Annotated in this window: 18 protein-coding genes and 1 tRNA gene; 12 read left to right on the plus strand and 7 right to left on the minus strand. The window is 54.1% G+C overall.

The window, feature by feature from the left end; genetic code table 11:
• Nucleotides 1-67: 67 nt before the first annotated feature.
• A complete protein-coding gene (locus OEV49_11710) occupies nt 68-2,509 on the plus strand; it encodes an ABC transporter permease (protein ID MDH3891741.1) in 2,442 nt (813 codons plus the stop codon).
• Nucleotides 2,510-2,715: 206 nt separating this feature from the next.
• Here the strand turns inward: OEV49_11710 and OEV49_11715 are convergent, their stop codons facing one another.
• The 4 genes from OEV49_11715 to OEV49_11730 form a co-directional block, all read right to left on the minus strand.
• Nucleotides 2,716-3,513, minus strand: a complete 798-nt coding sequence (locus OEV49_11715) for a class I SAM-dependent methyltransferase (protein ID MDH3891742.1) — start codon at nt 3,511-3,513, stop codon at nt 2,716-2,718.
• A gap of 75 nt (nt 3,514-3,588) precedes the next feature.
• Nucleotides 3,589-3,661, minus strand: a tRNA-Ala gene (locus OEV49_11720).
• Nucleotides 3,662-3,909: 248 nt separating this feature from the next.
• Nucleotides 3,910-4,971 carry a hypothetical protein gene (locus OEV49_11725; GenBank protein MDH3891743.1) on the minus strand — a complete coding sequence of 354 codons (1,062 nt, stop codon included), beginning with the start codon at nt 4,969-4,971 and terminating at the stop codon, nt 3,910-3,912.
• Nucleotides 4,972-5,345: 374 nt separating this feature from the next.
• Nucleotides 5,346-6,731, minus strand: coding sequence for an MFS transporter (locus OEV49_11730; protein ID MDH3891744.1), 1,386 nt, complete (start codon nt 6,729-6,731; stop codon nt 5,346-5,348).
• Between the two features lie 165 nt (nt 6,732-6,896).
• Here OEV49_11730 and OEV49_11735 point away from each other — a divergent pair, with 165 nt between their 5' ends.
• Genes OEV49_11735 through OEV49_11745 form a run of 3 tightly spaced genes read left to right on the plus strand, consistent with a single transcriptional unit; the run spans nt 6,897 to nt 8,907 of the window.
• Entirely contained in the window at nt 6,897-7,478 is a 582-nt protein-coding gene (locus OEV49_11735; GenBank protein MDH3891745.1) for a sigma-70 family RNA polymerase sigma factor, read from the plus strand.
• Entirely contained in the window at nt 7,475-8,047 is a 573-nt protein-coding gene (locus OEV49_11740) for a zf-HC2 domain-containing protein (GenBank protein MDH3891746.1), read from the plus strand. Before OEV49_11735 ends, OEV49_11740 begins: the two co-directional genes overlap by 4 nt.
• Before the next feature lie 20 nt (nt 8,048-8,067).
• Nucleotides 8,068-8,907 (plus strand): hypothetical protein, encoded by an 840-nt coding sequence (locus tag OEV49_11745; GenBank protein MDH3891747.1) that lies wholly within the window; start codon nt 8,068-8,070, stop codon nt 8,905-8,907.
• A gap of 620 nt (nt 8,908-9,527) precedes the next feature.
• Here OEV49_11745 and OEV49_11750 read toward each other — a convergent pair.
• On the minus strand, nt 9,528-10,568 hold the full coding sequence (locus OEV49_11750; protein MDH3891748.1) for a hypothetical protein: 1,041 nt from the start codon (nt 10,566-10,568) through the stop codon (nt 9,528-9,530).
• 163 nt (nt 10,569-10,731) lie between these two features.
• Here OEV49_11750 and deoC point away from each other — a divergent pair, with 163 nt between their 5' ends.
• Together deoC and OEV49_11760 are read left to right on the plus strand one after the other, a co-directional pair.
• Nucleotides 10,732-11,391 (plus strand): deoxyribose-phosphate aldolase, encoded by a 660-nt coding sequence (gene deoC, locus OEV49_11755; GenBank protein ID MDH3891749.1) that lies wholly within the window; start codon nt 10,732-10,734, stop codon nt 11,389-11,391.
• Nucleotides 11,392-11,590: 199 nt separating this feature from the next.
• On the plus strand, nt 11,591-11,944 hold the full coding sequence (locus OEV49_11760) for a VOC family protein (protein ID MDH3891750.1): 354 nt from the start codon (nt 11,591-11,593) through the stop codon (nt 11,942-11,944).
• Nucleotides 11,945-12,508: 564 nt separating this feature from the next.
• Here OEV49_11760 and OEV49_11765 read toward each other — a convergent pair.
• Both OEV49_11765 and OEV49_11770 read right to left on the minus strand, forming a co-directional pair.
• Nucleotides 12,509-12,979 carry a hypothetical protein gene (locus OEV49_11765; protein MDH3891751.1) on the minus strand — a complete coding sequence of 157 codons (471 nt, stop codon included), beginning with the start codon at nt 12,977-12,979 and terminating at the stop codon, nt 12,509-12,511.
• Entirely contained in the window at nt 12,976-13,566 is a 591-nt protein-coding gene (locus tag OEV49_11770; GenBank protein MDH3891752.1) for a hypothetical protein, read from the minus strand. Before OEV49_11770 ends, OEV49_11765 begins: the two co-directional genes overlap by 4 nt.
• A gap of 211 nt (nt 13,567-13,777) precedes the next feature.
• Between OEV49_11770 and OEV49_11775 the strand changes: the two genes are divergently transcribed.
• The 6 genes from OEV49_11775 (at nt 13,778) to OEV49_11800 (ending at nt 20,507) form a co-directional block, all read left to right on the plus strand.
• Nucleotides 13,778-14,197, plus strand: coding sequence for a hypothetical protein (locus OEV49_11775; protein ID MDH3891753.1), 420 nt, complete (start codon nt 13,778-13,780; stop codon nt 14,195-14,197).
• Nucleotides 14,198-14,328: 131 nt separating this feature from the next.
• On the plus strand, nt 14,329-14,871 hold the full coding sequence (locus OEV49_11780) for a peptidase zinc-dependent (protein MDH3891754.1): 543 nt from the start codon (nt 14,329-14,331) through the stop codon (nt 14,869-14,871).
• A gap of 27 nt (nt 14,872-14,898) precedes the next feature.
• Nucleotides 14,899-15,333, plus strand: coding sequence for a hypothetical protein (locus tag OEV49_11785; protein MDH3891755.1), 435 nt, complete (start codon nt 14,899-14,901; stop codon nt 15,331-15,333).
• A 60-nt stretch (nt 15,334-15,393) separates the two neighbouring features.
• Nucleotides 15,394-17,670, plus strand: coding sequence for a DEAD/DEAH box helicase (locus tag OEV49_11790; protein MDH3891756.1), 2,277 nt, complete (start codon nt 15,394-15,396; stop codon nt 17,668-17,670).
• Nucleotides 17,671-18,525: 855 nt separating this feature from the next.
• Nucleotides 18,526-19,509 carry a hypothetical protein gene (locus tag OEV49_11795; GenBank protein ID MDH3891757.1) on the plus strand — a complete coding sequence of 328 codons (984 nt, stop codon included), beginning with the start codon at nt 18,526-18,528 and terminating at the stop codon, nt 19,507-19,509.
• A 23-nt stretch (nt 19,510-19,532) separates the two neighbouring features.
• On the plus strand, nt 19,533-20,507 hold the full coding sequence (locus OEV49_11800) for a hypothetical protein (GenBank protein MDH3891758.1): 975 nt from the start codon (nt 19,533-19,535) through the stop codon (nt 20,505-20,507).
• Nucleotides 20,508-20,775 lie beyond the last annotated feature (268 nt).

Raw genomic sequence — 20,775 nt, forward strand, 5'->3', positions numbered from 1 at the left:
TACAGTATGGACAGACAGGACCAATACCATCCTCGGCTATGACCCAGCAGTAACGGAGACAGAGAACATGTTCGCACACTATTTTCGAGCCGCAGCCCGCAGCCTGGCCAGGAAAAAGTTCTACACATTCGTCAATGTATTCTCCCTGGCCTTTGGCTCGGCCCTTTGTTTGGCCGTCATGGGGCACTTCAGCCATGAACTGGCTTTTGATCGCTTTCACTCAAATCTCGAACGCATACATCGCCTGGAATGCGATTATGAGTCCGGTGAAGAGTCGTTTTCATCGGCTCAGGTTATGGCGCCGTTAGGACGAGCCATGGTCCAGGAGATACCGGAGGTGGAGAATGCCGCCGTTTTTCGGATGATGCGTCTAACCAGTGTCAAGGTTGGCGATGAGCGCGCTCGGATTGTCGATGAAAACAGAGGTGCTGCCTATATACATCACCCCGAGGTGTTGTTCACCGATGGCAGTTTCTTTGATGTCTTTACTCTGCCCATCTATCGCGGCGACACTCGTTCGGCCCTGGTTCAACCCAATTCGGTGCTTATCACGCGTCGAGCCGTGGACGAGTACTTTGCCAACGAGGACCCAATCGGACAGAGCGTACAGTTCAATGATGAGTTTGAATGTACGGTAACCGGCGTCCTTGAAGACATTCCGCAAAACACTCAATTGTATACGGATTTCGTCATTTCATATTCGACACTGGAGCATCTTGGCGAGAACGTGAGTTCGTGGAGCGAGTTCAACGGCTACGACGGTGGAGATTATGTCTATCTTCTGATGCGGGACCAAGCCTCTCCACAGACAATGCTGGGCAAGATACCCGCTGTCGTTGAAAGACACCTGACCGCCGAGGAAGCAACGAAGTTCAAGTTTCGCACCAAATCTTTCGGTGATATCTATTTCGAGACCTTCTACTCCGGCAACCGTGGCGAACTCACACCCGGTGGCGAATGGGATGTGCTTATCGGATTCGGCATGGTCGCCTTGTTCATTCTCTTTCAGGCGATTGCCAACTTCATCAACCTCTCCACCGCCCAATCGGCCGATCGCATGAAAGAGGTTGGTGTGCGTAAGGTTCTCGGCGCCGACCGGCCGAGTCTCATCAAGCAATACCTGGGTGAGTCGGTGACTATCGCGGTGGTATCGGCGGCCATCGGCGTCCTGCTGTTCGAGGCGGGCAAGGCGCTACTTGCCGATCGGTTGCCGCGTGAGATGCTGGTTGGTGTCTACGAGCATCCGTTGATGCTGGTCACACTGGCCGGCCTCGTACTGCTGGTGGGAATACTGGGAGGATTCTACCCAGCCCTGTTTCTTTCGAGATACCGGCCAATCGAGGTTCTCCAGAGCAAAGTCGGGATGAAGTCAACGCGCTCGGTGTTGCGCAAGGGGTTGGTCGTTTTCCAGTTTGCCGTCGCCGCTCTAATGATCTTCTGCACCACTGTTATCATGCGACAAACCGACTACATCTCCTCAATCGAACTTGGATATGATCCCACCAACATGGTTATAGTCGACTTTGAAGACTCACCGGAAGCAGCCGACAGTTGCCGAATTCTGAAGGACGAGCTCCTTTCCACCGGACAAGTTCTCGCCACCGCGGCCGTGAACGCTCCACCGGGACGGGAAACATACCGTTACGGAGCGTTTTATCATACCGAGGAACGTGACGACGAGAAGCGATTGGTGGCCAAGACGTACTACATCGACGATGACTTCCTGACAACTTTCGGTTTGACTATAGTAGACGGAACCAGCTTTGGTGACAATCTAAACGTTGATGCGTCGACGGCTGTTATCATCTCTGAGTCGGCTGCCAAGGAACTTGAACGAGAACATCCGGTCGGCACGCTTGTCTATGGCGGAGAAGACAGATTCTATGAGATCATCGGCGTAGTCGAAGATTTTCATGGCGCCTTCCACTACGGTTACCGACCTACTGTTGCCCTGTTGTGGCGGCCTGAGAAAACGGCCAGTCTTTGCGTCAAGCTTCCGACCGGCGATTTCACCGGCGGCATGGCCGCAATCAGACAGACACATGCATCACTCTTCCCGGATGCCGACTTTCGAAGCATCTTCCTTGACGACGAGATTGACAAAAACTATGCAGAAGGCCGCTCACAGACAAAAATGTTCGGGACCTTCTCCATCCTGGCTATCGCTATCGCCTGCCTGGGTATCTTTGGATTGGTGTCTTACACGGCCCAGCAACGCACGAAGGAAATCGGCATTCGTAAAGTCCTTGGCGCTTCCGTGACGAACATAGTCGCCCTGCTCACCAAAGAATTCATCCTCTTACTGGTGATTGCCAATGTGGTCGCGGCGCCGCTGGGATACATGCTGATGACCGATATGTTGTCTTACGAGCCCTACCGGATAGACCTGGGCTTCGGCCTCTTTGCCTTCACTGCGCTGGTGGGGCTGACCTTCGCCATGCTGACCGCCGGGCTGCGTTCTATACAGGCAGCAACGGCCAACCCGGTCGACTCGATGCGGGATGAGTAGCAGGCAGGCGGGGTCGCCTGCCAGCACCTAAAGGTGTGCCTGGCAGATGTCCTCATCTGCTGCGCTCTCAAGGTTCGAATAAGTTCATGGTTCGACTCCGCTCACCATGACACGGTCAAGCCGTGGTTCTTGCCATTCGGGCGTTTCGTGCATGGGCCGGAATGTGCGACAAGGGGCCGCGAAGCGGCCAGAGAGCCGTTTCTGGCCTACACCTTCCGCGCTACGAAGATCAACTCGCCGGGGTCCTTGGAACCAAACGCAGACTTGTCATAACCGGCGTAGAGATGGTCGACCTCAAAACCGCACCGGACCAACAGATGCTCCGCCTCCCAACGGAATAGATAGTGCATCCTGAACTCGTGCACCAGCCGTTCCTTTTTGCCGCTTGGGTGCGTAACGTAGTAAATAATCTCTACGTCCGAAACCTGGCTAAAGTGGTCACGCTTGGCAACGCGCATCCGCCTGAGCACTTTGCGTCCGTCGGCCATAGTAAACTCCGGTTCGTCGCCAGACTCTATCAGGGCCTTGTCATCCACGAGAAACTTCAACGATGGATTAAACAGATCAAGAATCAGCTTCCCGCCCGGTTCAAGATGGCGATGGACCGTTTGTAAGCACTGAATCTGTTCGTCGACAGTCTCGATATGCTGAAAGGGTCGGAACGGCATAGTGACCAGACTAAACTGTTCGTCAAGATCGAAGTTGCACATGTCCCCTTCTACCAGACTCACTCGCGCCTGGACTTCGTCCGGTTCTTCGGCCAGCACGGTTCGACACTTGTCCATCATTCTGGGTGAAAGGTCCAACCCGACGATCTCACAGCCGGCCTGCGCTGTTGGGATCAATACGCGACCGGTGCCGCTGCCCAGTTCGAGCGTTTTACCGCCGGACGTTTTGGAGGATTCTACAAAAAACTGAACATCCTGACGTTCTTTGTATGGCACAGTGTCATCGTAGAATTCGGCTACGAATGGAAAGGCCAGGTATCCGCCTGATTTGTCCATCTGAGTCTCCTTAACTGTTGGCAGAAACAACAACCCCCGTGGGCTGAGGACAACCCACGGGAGTTTCGGAATTTGTGGAGCCAAGGGGGATCGAACCCCTGACCTCTTGACTGCCAGTCAAGCGCTCTCCCAGCTGAGCTATGGCCCCAATCGGCGAGTATTCTACAACTTATTTCGGCAGCTGTCAACCGAATAGTTAGCCAGTCAAGCTGGCTCTTTTGCGCTCCGCGCCTCTCTATTGTCACCCCAAATTGTCACCCCGAGCGCAGTCGAGGGGTGAATCTATTATGCTGACTTCCGCCCCAAGCAAGGCTTGAGACGGCCACCCGGCGAGCATCTTCTGTCCATGGCGTGCCCGTGTGATCTTCAGATCGCGCGGGATGGCATAGCGGAATTCTAGGGTCCCTGCTCAGCCGGTGTCATCAGAATCGGCGCGCTGTCGAACTGTCGATCGTAATAATACCAGGTCTCCCGTAACCGTTGATGCACGTCAAAGTGCCCGGCGATCAATCCTGTTCCCTTTGCGAAATAGAATTCCCAATAGTCGTTTTCGCACCTGGACACATCCTGCCCGCTGTCGCCTCGTGGTTGGTCGAATCTTACCATCAGCAAGTCTTGGTGGAGTACTCCATATATCTCCAGGTCCTGGTCTGTATGAACGGTTTTTCGGAGTGTTACGTAGCCGCAACCAGACCACCAACGTGGCATGCGGGTTGTGTCGACTGTGTTGTTGCCGTAGTACAAAAGACGAAGCCAGGTGTGCGCAGTGGTTCCAATGAGGCCGCTGTCATCGAGTATGAAACCCATATTGCTGTTCGAGTCGGGCCATTCGTGGGGCTCCGGTTGCCAATGCTGTACACCGGAATCAGTAGTATACCAGAAAAGGGAATCGTTTTCGACCGGTTGGTATTCCACGCCGGTGGAGTCTTCGTTTACGATACCCCACTTGACGACTTTGTGACGGAGATTCGACAGGCTGTCCCACCGACCATTGCCGTTCAGATCACAAAACGGCATCCATGTCTCATAATGACGCTCCGGATACCAGCCTAGAGAATAACAAGAGCGTTCCCCATCACCGTTATGGTCATCAAAAGGTATACCCGGTTCCCACGGGTCGTCCGGCCCGTCGTGTTTGCCATTGTGGTTATAATCCATGTTCTCTGGTCCGACAGCCATCACGAAAATGTCGATACCTGGATCGTAGACACCATTGCCGTTCACGTCGGTAAACGGCTCACCCAGGCTGCTCTCGCACGACAGATACCACTCCACCCAGCCCAAGCCTATGGTTGATCGCTGGATCATGAACCGCGACGTATCGAAGCGGACGTAGTCGTCGAATAATATCGGTTCGGTGATTTGGGGTACAATGGGTTTTGAGAATTCACCGCAACTGACTGCGATTATACAGATCAAGCATGCTGCGACAGACAGAAGTCTCAAGATGTTCTTCACGTTGACCTCCCGTGGTTTGCGTTAATATAGCAAACTCTATCCTGTTGTCAACTTTGGTGTGGACTGTGGGCGGTGGTTTACACCGTGCGGTTGGGGCGGGTGGGTTTCGACGCTAAGTACCAGTCCGTCATGCCGGACTTGATCCGGCATCCTGTTTGAAGTACAAAGACTGGATTCTGGCCTACGCCAGTTCTTAGTAGGGCAGGATCCCTGTGATCCTGCCAATCTTTGCCGGCATCGCAAGGATGCCGCTCTACTAAGAGGAAGATGGATTCCCGCCTTCGCGGGAATGACACCCATAAATGGGTCTTATGGTCTGCCCCGGTGTCAACGTGGCGCACGAGGACGTACACCACGCACGAAGAGACTCACGCCTACCGATTACGGCGGGTGAAGGAGATCACGGCGCCGGCGAAAGCGGCGATCACGGACAGGATGGCGACCTGATGAAATGGTGTCAGGAAAGCTTCGGCACCGTCGGAGAGATGCATCCGGTTTTGCAAGAATGCGAACAGCCCGGTGGACACAGCGATGCCGATAGCCATACCGAGGTTGCGTGTGGTGGAGACGATGCCCGATGCAGTCGCCCGCTGTTCTTGCGGGATGGCACCCATCACCGCCGAGGCATTCGGTGTCCCGAATATCCCCACACCGAACCCGATCAGCACCAGTGACAGAGCGATGTATACCGGCTGGGTGGCAACTTCGAACCATTGGAACAGCGCGAACCCAACCGACACCAGCAACAACCCACCGGTGGTCAGGATGCGATAACCAAACCGATCCGACAACCAACCAGCCTGACGCGCGGTGAAAAACATGGTGACCGGCAGAATGGTCAGGTATAGTCCAAGAGTCCGTGGCGACAGTCCTTTTACATTCTGCAAAAAGAACGGCAACAACACCAGACTGCCGGCCAGCGCAACGAACATCAAAAGCATGGCCACAAGTCTGAGCGAAAACTCAGCGTTGTGAAAAATGTCCAGTCCTATCAGCGCCCGGTGTGGCCGGTTTTCTCCCACAATGAACAGCGTCGCGGCAATGACCATCAGGGTCCAGCAGCCACCGACCTGAAGACTCCAAAACGGATACTCATCGAAAAACGACAACCCTAACATCGCGGTCAACAGCGCGGTCGCCAAGGCAGCCGCCCCTGTCAGATGCATCCTGGCAGTCGTTGTGGGCAGAGGAAACTTCCGAAAAAACATCTGGCTCAGGACCAACGCCACTAAGCCAATCGGCAGATTGATTATGAAAATCGATTGCCATGGGAAATACTGAAGGAGAAAGCCTCCAATCGGCGGCCCAGCCATAAGACCGGCCGAGACCATCATGACCATCGTGCCAATCCCCTTTCCCCGCTCTGAAGGCGGGAAAACCTCGGTGACCAGCCCTATGCCCACCGCCTGGAACATGGCTGCACCCACACCCTGAATGACACGCCCGGCAATCAACATATTGATGTCGCGGCTGAGAATGCAAACGGTCGACCCGAGCAGGAAGGCGGCGTAACCAAACTTGTAAGCAAAAGGATATCCCCGCCGCTGCGCCCAGGCTCCGAAAACCATCATAAGTGCAACCAGTGTAGCGGCATAGGCCATCACCACCCAGGCAACCTGATCGATCCGACAGCTCAAATCAGAGGCGATAGTCGGCAAGGCGACATTGAGGATGGACCCGTCGAGAGTCCCCATAAAAGTCCCGATGGCCGCTATAGTGAAAAAGCGGTAGCGATGCGCCTGTACATAAGCCTGAGTCAATTGACGGTAAACGCCTGTAAGTTATTGGCTTGAAAAAGATTGACAATCATCTCGAGTTACCATAAGCTACCAGAATGAAGCGGTCAACTTGTTTTTTACTTCCTGTGATTGAACAGAATTCGATGTTGAGCGTCCCTATAATAGCAGAAAGTTGATTTTCGGGGTATGAAAAAGACGATCCCCGAGTTAGTAGCGAGTTTTGTGGCCGGTGATCAGCAGGCTTTTGCCGAACTGGTCAGCCGATTTCAGAAGAAGATATATACGCTGGCGCACCATCTTCTGGGCAACCATCTTGATGCCGACGAAGTGGTTCAGGAGACATTTGTCAGAGTATATAAGAAGCGTAAGGAACTCAGAGATGTAAATTATTTCTCGACGTTTTTGGTTCGGATCGCCACCAACTATGCGATCGACCTGCTCCGCAAACGAAAAGGACATCATGGAATTGCGGAGGATACGTCATCGCTGCCGGGGGAGGTTCAATTGGATCTTTCACGGCGAGTGTCGACACCGAGCGAAGCGTTTGAGCAAAAGCGCTTGATGGAGGAGATTAACCGGGCGCTGGACCTTTTGCCGCCAAAGCAAAGAATGACAGCCGTTCTTCACGACGTTGAAGGCTACAGCAAAGCAGAGATTGCCGACATCTTCAACTGCCCCCAGGCCACCGTCCGATCAAACCTCCATATTGCGCGCATAAAGCTGAGAAAGATACTAAGGCAGCGACTCAGATTAAAGGAGCAAAAATGATCTGTCAGCGCGCTTTGTCGCTTCTGGATGACTTTCTGGACAACGAACTTGCCGAATCGGTCAGCCAAGAGGTCAAGAGCCACCTTGACCAATGTGGTGACTGCCGCCGGGAGTTCGAGGAGTCCAGACGTCTCAAGGAGCTTCTCAAACAGAAGGGTACCCGCGATCCGGGCGAGGACTACTGGCTGGAAACCTCACAACTCGTTCTGGCCAAAACTGTCCAACAATCTGGCGGGTACGAATCTTATGCTTCCAGTGACACCGAAGCCGACAGCAAAGGACCGTTCCTACAGGCGTTGGTCTCACTGGCCGCATCACTGGTGATACTGGCATCAGCGGTTATCGTGGGCATGAATCAGGGTCATGCCCCCGATGCCGGAGTTCGTGGCGGACCGATCTTGTTTTCAAGCTCGGCCGGCCGGCAGCTTAACGCCACCCACTCAATTATGACCAATGACGAACGTCAGCGACTGGCCAAAGGAATGTTGATTATGGGCCCCCCCGGGCTCTTGGGACATTTCGGCGGCCTGACTGAGTTGCGCATGGTCATCACTCCGGAACATCACTGAACGAACGCAGGAGAACCAAATTGAAAACCCTCACCACCGCCCTCATGTTTGGTTTGGTCTGTCTTCTATTCACCGGTTGCGTCCAGGGGGACAAGAAAGTCACCCTAAGGTTGAAATACCAACCGGGCATGAAACTGGTTTACGACCAAACTTCCAAAAGCAGCACGCAAGTTACGGCCGGCGATTCGCTCATTGAAGAATCGTCCCATGCCTACGATGTCGACATTGTGTTTCACATCATATCGTTGGCTGAAGACAGCACCGCCGAGGTGCTGGATACCTCCACCTGGTCCTACGAGGTCGCATCAAAGGAAGACAGCACCAAAATGACAACCGTGGACAGGTCGCGCATATCTACGCTGTTCGTTCAACCGAACGGTCGATACACCGACCTGGTCCTATCGCCGGACGAAAAATTGAGCACGGTTACCTGGCTGAAAAGTTATTTCGAACAGGGCATGCCGGTCTTCCCCGATGGTGAACTTACTCCGGGATACAGTTGGACCCAAAGCACTAAGGTCCTGCTGCCTGAAGAGACAATGGACGCCTCCACTACCTATCGGATAAAGGCGTTGGCTCGTGAAGCCGGATATGATTGCGCCGTGATTGAGTACGACGGTAACATGGTGATACCGGTGGTGGAAACCGAAGTCGACAGTTGTACGCGTTCGGGCTATGATGAAATCAGGATCAGCGGCGTGACATACTTTGCCTACAAAGAGGGGATCGTGATTATCGAACGGCAGAACTGGCAGGTAGAGGGTCACCGCACAAAAACTTGCGATGGTATCGTCGACCGTTACCGGATCAGCACCAACTCAGACCTTGAGTTTATGCTGGCCGAGTTCGTCAAGCCGTAGGGGGTTGTTCACCGGCTCTAATGAGGAAGTAATCAGACATGCCATGCAGAAAACTACTTACGCCAATTCTCCTGTTGGCCTGCCTACAATTGAGTTGTACGAAGTATAATACTCTGGCTTACCTTATGGTCGGCCAGGATATACAGCACGCTGGTGGTACGCACTCACCCGGGTCATCCTACGGTCTGCATTGCGGTAAACACATACTTCACCCTTCGGTCCAATGCTTCAGAAACTCAGCACGGGCACCTCTCGACGAAGATTTGCCGATGGGGATCAGTATACGGGTTGCTGGTGCCGAAGGAGTAGAACTCATACCGTATCGTGATAGGATGTTGTTTGCTGCAGACAGCTTGGCTGTGATCTTTCACAATACAGGTGAGGTTGTTTATGCGCAAAGAGAACCCCCCACCTCATTTCCAGTAAACAGAGGCAGTGTGGTCCACCGGTATGGTTCCCTGATAATTCCAGCCGACGCTAAGCGCATCACGTTGATAGTCACCGGCTATGCAGACCCAGTCCTCAACGAAAGCCTCAACTGCGATTCGCTCATTTTTCCTATGTACCGCTATGAGGAAAGCAATCTGTCGGTGTGGGTCGGGTGACCTGTGTCGCCGGTGTCATTCAATCATGGGAAGGGGGAGCGAGTCAAAGCGCTGATCAAGGTAGAACCACTCGCCCTCACCTGACGAGTATGCGGGGAGGTGAAAGGCCAGGAGACCGAGCGCCTTACTGAAGTATGCACTAAAGAAATTGCCTTCAGGATTACCGCCTCCGCCCATTGTCGTATAGTCGTCGTATGCAACGACCAGTAGGTTGTCGAATTGTCTGCCTTCGATAGTCAGCGATTGCCCGGTGTCGATCGTCCGTCGATAGCTGGCCCCGGGATTTGGAAAGGTCGAGGAAACACGAATAGTGTCGAGTAAGATGGTATCAGACTTGAACACTGTGAAGGCAACCAAACTCAGGTACGGCCGATGTCTCAATACGTTATCTCTTATACGGAAAATTGATTTCCCGATCATACTTGAATTCGTGAGCACGTCCGGATACCAGTAGAACAGTCCTGAATCAGACTGGATACTGAAGATTGAATCTTCGGGGAACAGGGTGTATTCGACCGCGATGGAGTCAACCTCCGACATTCTCCATCGCACGGCCAGATACAGGTATTGCGGCTGCTTGTCCCACTGTCCGTTGTCGTTGAGATCGCAGTATGGCACACCCGGCTCACGGTTGGGCAGGCTCAACCAATTCGAGTCACAGTCCCTATCACCGTCGCCGTCCAAGTCGTCAAAGGGCACTCCGGGTGACCAGGGGTCCTCAGCCCCGTCGTGTTTGCCGTTGTCATTAAGGTCCTGGTTGTCTGGACCGCGAGACATTATGAAAAGGTCTACGCCTGGATCGAAGACACCGTTTCCGTTGTTGTCGATGAACGGTTCGCCCACACTCTTTTCGCACCAGACATAGGCCTCGGCCGCAGGTGGCGCCATCGTCGTGCGTAGAATCATGTATGAGGTTGTGTCGAAATGAACATAGTCCGCAAAAAGCACGGGCTGGGGTGCCTGCGGTCCGTTGGGACTTGTATCTTCGGTGCAGTTTTGAACCACCACAATGACCAAGCACGCAGCAGCTATCAATAGGATTATACGGTTACTCATCATTCCTCCTGGCTACCCCCTAATGTAGCAATTGTGCTCCGTATGTCAACGTTGTCCGCCGGGTGAGCCACAGCTTGCCCTGGGATCGGTAGTCTATGCGATCTCCCAACTCCCTCTTTACAAGCGAACATGTTCGTCCTTTATTGCTCGAATGAGTGATTTCATGAATAAACTCAATCGACGGTTCGACCACGCCGCGCTGAAACCGGAAGTGGATGAAGCCGCTGTCCGTACACTTTGCAAAGAAGCTATCGAGAACGACTTCTACTCGGTCGCTATCAACCCGGTATGGGTGCGGACGGCAGCCGACGAGTTGAAAGGCAGTGCGGTCAAGATACTTTCGGTGGCCGGGTTCCCACTGTCGGCGGCGCGAACCGATGTCAAACTGTTCGAAGCAATCAAAGGCGTCGATGACGGCGCGCACGAAATCGATATGGTGGCCAATGTCGGCTGGATGGTATCGGATCGTTTCAAAGAGGTAGAGACCGAGATAGCCGAGATTCGAAGTAAGCTGCCGTTCAATGTAGTGCTGAAGGTCATTATCGAAGCGGGCAAGCTCACGACCGAACAACAGATCGAAGCAACAAAATGCATCATAAACGCCGGCGCACAGTTTGTAAAAACCTGCACCGGCTTTTTCGGCGGTGCGACACTCGAGCAGATCCGAACGCTGCATGAAGCAGCAGCCGGGCAGATCGAAGTGAAGGCCTCGGGTGGTATCCGCACGCTCGAACAATGCCGCGAGTTCCTGGCCGCCGGCGCGACACGGCTGGGCAGTTCATCGTCGGTGGCGATTATGGGAGAGTTGAATGCAGTCTTGTAGGGCAGGACCCCTGTGGTCCTGCCGATCTTGGCGGCTACGGGGACTCCGTCCCAAACAAGGTTTGAGACGGCCACCCCGAGTAAAGGACGGATTCCTGCTTTCGCAGGAATGACAAGTCGAGCAGGAATGACAAGTCGAGCAAGAGTGACAAGTCGAGTAGGGCGGGACCGCCGAACCATTTACGAGAGGAGAATGCGCCATGAGTCAGGCAGATCAGGATCGTCGCGTCGATTACATTGAATTCCCGAGCACCGATATCGAAAAGACAAAGAGGTTCTACGGGGCCGTATTCGGATGGAAGTTTACTGATTATGGTCCGGAGTATACCAGTTTTAACGATGGAAGATTGGGCGGTGGATTTGCCAAATCGCCGGAAGTTGTGTCGGGCGGACCGCTTGTGGTGCTTTATGCCACCGCCCTAGAAGAGATCAAGGATAAAGTCAGCGAGCATGGTGGTAAAGTCGTGCGGGATACTTTTGAGTTTCCGGGCGGACGGCGGTTTCATTTCAGCGACCCCAGCGGCAACGTATTGGCAGTCTGGTCGGATAAGTAGGGAGAACTGAAGCGGACAGTGGGGGGCCTATGCATACCCCGAATCCCACAGCAAGCTGTGGGGCACCCAGTCCCGTAGGTTGGAACCCCCTTGTGGGTTCCGACTTGCCAGTCACTCACATAGTCAGCCACACACTACGCATCCGGATGAAGAATCACACGAAGCGCGTGATGTCGGGTCTCCAAGAGAAGAGAGACCCAACCTACTGTTAAAAAGCAATAGCAAAACTACCGGTTCTGTGGGCCACCTATGTCATGGTGAGCTCAGTCGAACCATGAGCCATGAAAGCAGGAGCTCACCCCTCGACTCCGCTCGGGGTGACACGGCTAGTCATTCTGGCGAAGGCCACAATCCAGTCTTCTCTTCGGGTGGCCGTCTCAAGCCTTGTTTGGGACGGCAGGCAAGCCTGCTCACTGCGCTTCGCGCGCACAATACGTGAGCACTGCGTGATAGCATCACAGGCCGCGAAGCACAAGAGAGCGATTTATCGCCACCCCCAAAGCGGCTTTGAGGGTGCCACCCGACGGAAGCACCGGGGCACAACCCCCAAGGATGGTAGCCCGATCAGTCAGGCGTTTTGATCCAGAAGTGCACTTTATAGTATGACTTCCCTGGTCCATAGATGCCCTGGCCAACCTTGGTATCGTAGGTCGCCCAGTCCGATACTTCGGTTGAGGAACGAGAGCGAACACTCCAGAGATAATCTGTATCCGGCCTGAGTGGATTCGGAAGGACAAAGCTCGTTCCCACAATCCCTTCTTCGTAGAAGACTTCGGCCCCTGGGCTCGGGACCTTATCCATCAGCGGTCCGGCGCCATCCACCATCACCACCTCATAAATGATCAAGTCATAACTCTGGTCCGCGTTACCCTCCCAGCGAAACTGCGGCTGGAGACTTGAAACCTTTGTAGGCCAGTAAGGGGACCCAGCCGCGGCCTTGGGTTTCGGCTCAATCGGCTTGATCAGATGATAAGTCTGCGAAGCACACCCCACACAGATAAGCGCCAAACACAAAAACAAGGGAACTCTCTTCATCGCGGCTCACTCCATTCCATTAGTTGTTGAGTCGGATCTACGCCTTCTACTTCTTTGGCGAGGGCCGGTGGTAAAATGTGAAACTCGTCGACCACCTGAGCCTCGTGTATAAAACGATCTTTGCTGGAGGGATCGAACGCAAAAGTCCCTATGTAGACTACATGCGCACCTTCCGGTACAGTGAACGTTGCCCAAATACGGCGGTTTCTTGAAACGTGCTTGGGCCTTGCCGTCCAACTTCCCTCGGTCATACCTTCCCACCTGATTGTTTGAATCACATAGCGACCCGGCCTGAGCCGCCAGCGGAACCAACCGTCATCGGCAGGTTTGATTTGGAAGTACGCTTTGAATTCGGAGTCCGTCTCACTTCCGACCAAAACCTCAGCCTGGCTGAATTTGTTCAACTCTGCGAGGTCACTTTTGGGATTCAACCGGCCCAACACCGGCACGGCATCCGGTGGAGCTTCGCTCGGACTTCGCAGGTTAACGCCCCTGCCACCGCATCCTCCCATGATAAACACGGTGCAAAGAAGGACAGTCCAATCCTTGAATCGTGCGTGGTTCTCAGTTGCAATTGTGTTCTTCATGTTTGCTTTCGTCTGTCGCTGGGTCTAGTTGAATCTGCGTCGAATTTCGACACTGGAATGGTCAACTGCGTTTGTGCATTGAGTGTCCTGAGCCGAGGTTTCCAGGGTCAAGAGTTTCAAAAGCTCAGCATGTTCCTCTCTGTTTGTCTGAGTATGCAGAGTCTTCTTGGCGGAGTCAATTGTTTTCACGATTTGGTCAGTGATTGGTCCTGTGACCACGAAAAATGAACCCACCAGCCCATACATGGGTCTGATGCACGAAGCGCTCTTGGTGGGGTACCTTGAAGAATCACGCGAAGCGCGTGATGTCGGGTCTCCAAGAGAAGAGAGACCCGACCTACGGTTAAGAGGCTGGGCGCGAAGCGCAAGGAGTGATTTATCACCAAAAAACTTCAACCCGGTATTGGCAATCGACAATGATCTGGTTATTATGTTTGCGATAATGCAAGAGAAAGCACCCAGCCGCCGACCGTTTCTGGGAATGCACTTTAAGTGCTGTAAACTGTATTCCCGGATCTATCTGAATAAGAAGCAGACCGCCTTTGTCGGCTGGTGTCCAAAGTGTGCCTCAAAAGTGGAAGTGAGAGTTTCCCCCACCGGCAGTGACTCGCAGTTTTTCACCGCCGGGTGAAAAGATGAACGGGCAGACCGGGAGGTCTGCCCGCGCACGAATTGAGTAGGGTGGGTCCGTCTTCGCCTGCGCGCTGCGGCGTGAACCCGCCAAGGGGCAGACGAGGGCGTCTGCCGCCCACAGGAATGAATATGGCCTTTTTGAAATCGAAAATAGTCGTAGTCCCGGTCGGCGAGGTCGACTTTTCGGTGGTCAATAGATTGGCCGCCGAGATCGGCCCGGTGTTCAACCGCTCGGTCGACATTCTCAAGGGGATGAAGACACCGGATGAGGCCCACAATGTCGTTCGTAACCAGTATTACGCACCGGTCGTGCTGTCCAAGCTGGAGCGAATTAAATCCAATGCGCGCGAGAAAGTGATTGCGGTTTTCGAAGAAGATTTGTATTTGCCTGATGAGGCATACATACTGGGATATGCGGACTGTCTGGCCGGAACGGCCATTGTGTCGCTGTTTCGCATCCGTTTGGAGTTTTACGGCCTGCCGGAGGATGAAGCCAAGGTCTATCCGCGCTTGTTCAAAGAGGCCATTCACCAGGCGGCGCACTTGTTCGAACTGTCGGAGTGTCGCAATCCCAAGTGTGTGAATTATTTTAGCCAGATGATGTTGGACATTGACACCAAAAGCGACAAGTTCTGTGACATCTGCCGCCGTCAGTTGACGGGGGTGGTGTGAGTAGAAAAGGCGCGGGGACATGAGACTATGGCGGAGAAAAAACCACTAACACCAGTTGTTCGTAACCGATTGCTGCGACTAGTTCTGAGGGCATTTCCGTTGCCGTTCATTCCTGTTCCTGAGTTGTATGACCTTTTTCTCGATCTACGTCGTTCCGAGGGCGACGTCGATCAGCAGGTCACTGAAGCTATTGACTCCCTTAGAAAGACCACTAATCTAGTAGATAGACTTGAAGGCGGGCTGAAGGAACGCTCTGAAAAACTGGCCCGCCTCCGCGAGGATTACAACAAGCTCTCAAGCTTGGCAAACATCGAACGTGAGAACGCAGAAGCCTTTGTAAAACAACTTGAAGAAACAGTGGGCAAAGGTAAATCTAAAGATAGGTGGCTTTCGTTGGGGTTCAGCCTTCTTTCAGGACTCGTATTCTTCATACTAGGAATTATATTCGCCAATGCCTTTTGAAGATTGCGGATCATGCGTTTTTTTGGGGCGCTGTGGATACAACTATAAGTAGCTAGAATCATGACACTTGACCAAATAATCGACCTGCTTAAAAGCGACGATGACTTCCAAAAGAACATCGTCCAGTGGAAGACCATCCCGGCGCGTGAAGCTATTACCGAAGACTTCCCCTCCAACCTTGATCCGCGAATAGTCGGTACGTTGGCTGAAAAGGGAATCGAGAATCTCTACACTCATCAGGCTGAAGCAGTCCGGATGGTGCAGGAGGGTCGTGACATTGTTGTTGTGACGCCGACAGCATCGGGCAAGACGCTGTGCTACAACCTGCCGGTGCTGAATCGTATCCTTGCCGAGCCAGAGACACGCGCTCTCTACCTTTTCCCCACTAAGGCACTTTCACAGGATCAACTGGGTGAGGTGCATGATTTTATCGAGAAACTTGATGTCGACATCAAGACCTACACCTTCGACGGCGACACGCCCAACTCGGCCCGCCGCGCAATTCGTTCGGCCGGACATATCGTTATCACCAACCCGGACATGCTGCACACCGGCATCCTGCCGCATCATACCAAGTGGATCAAACTTTTCGAGAACCTTCGGTATGTCGTGATCGATGAGGTGCATCATTACCGCGGTGTTTTTGGATCGCATCTGGCCAATGTCGTCAAGCGCCTGCACCGAATCTGCAAGTTCTATGGTTCCAACCCGGTGTTTATATGTTGTTCGGCGACTATTGCCAACCCGGACAGTCTGGCATCACGAATCATCGGACGCGATGTGGCGCTTATCGACAACAACGGCGCCCCTTCGGGTGAAAAGCACTTTGTTATTTACAACCCGCCGGTGATCAATAAGCAGCTCGGCATTCGCAAATCGGCGGTCAACGAAGCCTCGCGGTTGGCCGCTCGCGTTTTGAGGCACCGTATTCAAACGATAGTGTTTGCTCGCTACCGGCTTTATGTCGAAGTACTGCTGACCTACTTGCAGCGTGAGCTAAAAGGAGACTTTGGGCGCGGTATCAACATCGCCGGTTATCGTGGCGGCTATCTGCCGAACGAACGCCGTCAAATCGAACGCGGACTGCGCGATGGTTCCATCCACGGCGTGGTGTCCACCAACGCGCTGGAGTTGGGGGTGGACATTGGCAGCCTTGAGGTTTCTATAATCGTCGGCTACCCCGGCTCGATTGCATCGTTGTGGCAGCAGGCCGGACGAGCCGGACGACGCAACGCCGGCTCGCTGACTATCATGGTGGCCAATTCTTCGGCTATCAATCAGTTTTTGTGCGCCGAGCCGAAGTATATTTTTGATCGCACGCCGGAGTCGGGCATTATCGATCCCGACAATCTGATAATCAGAACCAATCACCTCAAGTGCGGCGCCTTTGAACTTCCTTACGACGAAGAAGAGACCAGTATGTCCGACGGCACCGTTGAGATTCTCGACTACCTGGCCGAGAGCAATGTGATCAGGCAATCGGGCGATCGCTATCACTGGTCGTCGGAGATCTATCCGGCCCAGGAAGTATCGCTGCGCTCGGCTTCGCCTCAGAACTTCGTCATACTGAACGAAAGCAAACAGGCGCAGGTGATCGGAGAAGTGGACTATTTCTCAGCGCCGATCTTTCTGCACCCGGAGGCTATTTACCTGCATTCAGCCAATCAGTATCAGGTTACCAATCTCGACTGGGAAGGACGCAAAGCATACGTCAAAGAGGTCAAGGTCGACTACTACACCGACGCCGAGACCAAGACCGATCTCAAAGTGCTGGCCATTAACGATGAAACCGGGTTCGGCGATTCTCTGATGAACTGCGGAGAGGTATCCGTTACTTCGGTCACCGTCATGTTCAAAAAGATCAAGTTCCAAACGCATGAGAACGTCGGCTCGGGCAAACTGGAGCTGCCCGAACTGGAGATGCACACCAATGCCTTCTGGTATGCCTTCCCTTCCGACGTCCCGAATCAAGTGGGGCTGGACGGTTCCGCCTTCGGCGGCGCGTTGCGCGGACTGGCCAATATCTTAGGCAAAATAGCTCCCTTGTGGGTGATGTGCGATCCTCGCGACCTTCGTTCCATCTCACAGGTTCGCGCACCGTTCACCGAGCGACCGACTGTTTACATCTACGAGAACATCCCCGGCGGAGTCGGGCTTTCGGAAAAACTGTTCAACGAACACGAGCCGCTGTGGGAATCCTGCCTGGACCATCTCAGGCAGTGTCCATGCAAAGACGGCTGCCCATCTTGTGTCGGCCCGGCCATGGAAGTGGGTCACGAGGGCAAAGAGGGTGCTATCCGTCTGATGGAGTTCATGCTGGCTCACGTTCCGGTCTGACCCATGAATGGGCTTCTTGCGCCGCGCGGTGATAAATCACTTTCTTGCCCTTCGCGGCGATAAATCGCTTTTTTGCCCTTCGCGCGCATCCATGTCATCCCGAGCGGAGTCGAGGGGTGGCACTTTTCCGGGGCGACACAAGGCCGCCCCCTACAGAAGAACCCACTTGGCGCAAAGCCTCCAGGTGGGGTACCGAAGTAGAACCTATCACTCGCGTAGCGGCGGGGCTTGTCTCCGCCGATCAAGTCATCCTGAGCGCAGTCGAAGGGTGGCACTTTTCCGGGGCGACACAAGGCCGCCCCCTACAGAAGAACCCACTTGGCGCAAAGCCTCCAGGTGGGGTACCGAAGTAGAACCTATCAGTCGCGCAGCGGCGGGGCTTGTCTCCGCCGACCAAGTCATCCTGAGCGCGGCCGAAGGGTGGCACTTTTCCGGGGCGACACAAGGCCGCCCCCTACAGAAGGACCCACCTGGCGCAAAGCCTTTAGGTGGGGTACCGAAGTACACCTATCCCTCGCGTGGCGGCGGGGCTTGTCTCCGCCGACCAAGTCATCCTGAGCGCAGTCGAAGGGTGGCACTTTTCCGGGGCGACACAAGGCCGCCCCCTACAGAAGGACCCACCTGGCGCAAAGCCTTTAGGTGGGGTACCGAAGATGGCGGGTCTGCCAACCCGGCCATATTGTCGCACTGCAACATGGCGTCTTCGGTCGCATATTTTGCGCCGGCCAATTCCGCCCTTGTATAAACAAACAGTACACTCTATCTTAATAGGCAAGCACACACTGTAGCAGGGTATCGCTACGCATTTGAACAAACCAGGTTGGTCCCCGTCCAGCCAAGGATGGAGGAAGAGTGATGAGGACACGTTTTTGTGTTTTGACCGCGCTGTTGTTGATGCTGCCGTTCAGTATCGCCACGGCGCAGGAGCCTCAATGTGGAGATGCCGACGGCAACGGATCGGTGGCTGATATTGGCGATATACTCGCTATATTGGAGTACATTTGCGACAACGGGGACATCGATACGGTCAACGCGGACTTTGATACAAGAATCGGAGTTACCGTAGCCGACGCCTCGGCGATGTTTCATCTCGAATCGAAGGCGGGCAGCCAGAGTCAATGCAACCCAACCGAAGCATACAGTTTTGATCCTTCCCCTGCGGACACTATTTATGTCCCGTACATCAACGGCATTTCAAACGATGCCACGCAAGTCTTTCTGCCGGTGGGAATGACTCTCAGCCAGGCCTACAAGACCTGTTTCTATCTACCCATTCTCCACCAGGCTGACGGTTCAAACAACACGTTTGAGTACAACCGAGCATATTTCTTGGGGGAAGGTCTTAGTTTTATTCCCTGGGGGAGCGATCCTCCGCTGGCGGACACCCTGGTGCTCGCAGGCTCCACCTTCTCGGGAGGGGTGGCGGGCAACCACATCTGGTTCTCGCTTGAGTACCAACGAACCGTCGCCGGTGAAGGAGCTATCGTCACGTCTCTCACTGATCGGTACAACCCGCTCAGGTACGCTGTCGGTAGGTCTCTAGGCGGAATCGGTGGAGAACGAGATTTGGACCTCTTCCGCCCGGTGGTTGTATATGTCGATGTATCATTCCCGATGGGTGACTGTGATTGTAGCGGCGAGTTGGATATTGCCGATCTGGTCTGTGTTGTCGATCATATATTCAACTTTGGTCCGACCTGCCATCCGTACATGCAACCGTATAGCGTTCATATTCTGGACGCAGACTGTTCCGGCAGCGCCGATATCGCCGACCTGGTGTACATTGTCGACCACATGTTCAACGGCGGACCGGCGCCGTGTAATCCGTTCGCACCGTAGAAGAGGAATACTCGGAGGACAGCATGAGGATGCTGGTTTGTGTAGCGATTGTGGGGCTGGCCTTGGCCGGACCGGCTGCTGCCCAGGAGATTCTCTGCGGCGATGTCAATAGTGACGAAGCAGTCGATATCAGCGACTTGCTCGACTTCATGGATTACCTGGGCGGCAACACCGACATAGACACGGCAGCGGGTGAGTATGACCATCGTGTCGGCGTATCCATTTGCGACCTCTGGGCTATGGTTTTTTACTGGGTGGGTCCCAAGGCAAGCTGGGGTGATTGCAATCCCACCGAACAGTACGGATTCTCCCTGTCGGCTACCGACACCGTCTATATCCCATCCGTCAGCGGCATCCGCGAGGAAGTCACAGAGGTTTTTCTTCCGGTCGCCATGACCTTCGAAGGGGACCGTGGTTCCTTCCATTGGCCACTGCTCCACCAGGCAGCAGGTTCAAACGGTGTGTTCGGCCTGACTCAGGCTCTTTCCCACCACGAAGGTGACTCAACAGGATTGCTCCTGGAAGTTAGTGATCCTTTGCTGGGTGATACGGTGGCCCTGACCGGGCTTCTGTTTCTGGAGATCGGTAGTCCGGAGGGCAATCACATCTGGTTCTCGCTGCACTACGAACGCACCGGAAGCGGCACCGGCGATATTGTGACAGAGTTGACGGATCGCTATTACCCTCTCAATTACACTGTGGCGCGACAGACAGGTCAGACCGACGCAGACCTCTTTCGCCCGGTCGTCGTGTCGGTCGATGTCTCGTTTCCCATGGGAGACTCAGATTGCAACGGCCAGTTGGACATTACAGACTTAGTGACTATGGTCGACCATGTGTTCGGAGGTGGCAGTGTCTGCCGCCCTTATGTACAACCTTATGGTCTGCATATCCTGGACATGGACTGCTCCGGCAACTACGACATTTCGGATTTGGTTTATACGGTGGATTACATGTTTACCGGTGGCCCAAAACCATGTAACCCGTTTGCACCATAAGACGGTTTCCGACCGGCGAGAGCCACGTCTACCTGGCCACAGCGGGATGAGGCGATTCCCTCGAATCGGCTGCGGCCAACTGAACGACCGTTGCTGAACAAGGAAGTTTGGCAACGGTCGATTTTTCTTGGCTTTTCATGTCTTGATTACAACTGTATAGTGGTGATGTCATGATGACGCTCGACGTTGCGTTGGGGTGAGGGACTCGTAGGGTGGGTCCATCTTCGCCTGCGCGCCGTGGCGTGGACCCGCTAAGTCGTCAGGCAGG

It is taken from the genome of Candidatus Zixiibacteriota bacterium (assembly GCA_029860345.1).
Classification (GTDB): Bacteria; Zixibacteria; MSB-5A5; order GN15; family FEB-12; genus JAJRTA01.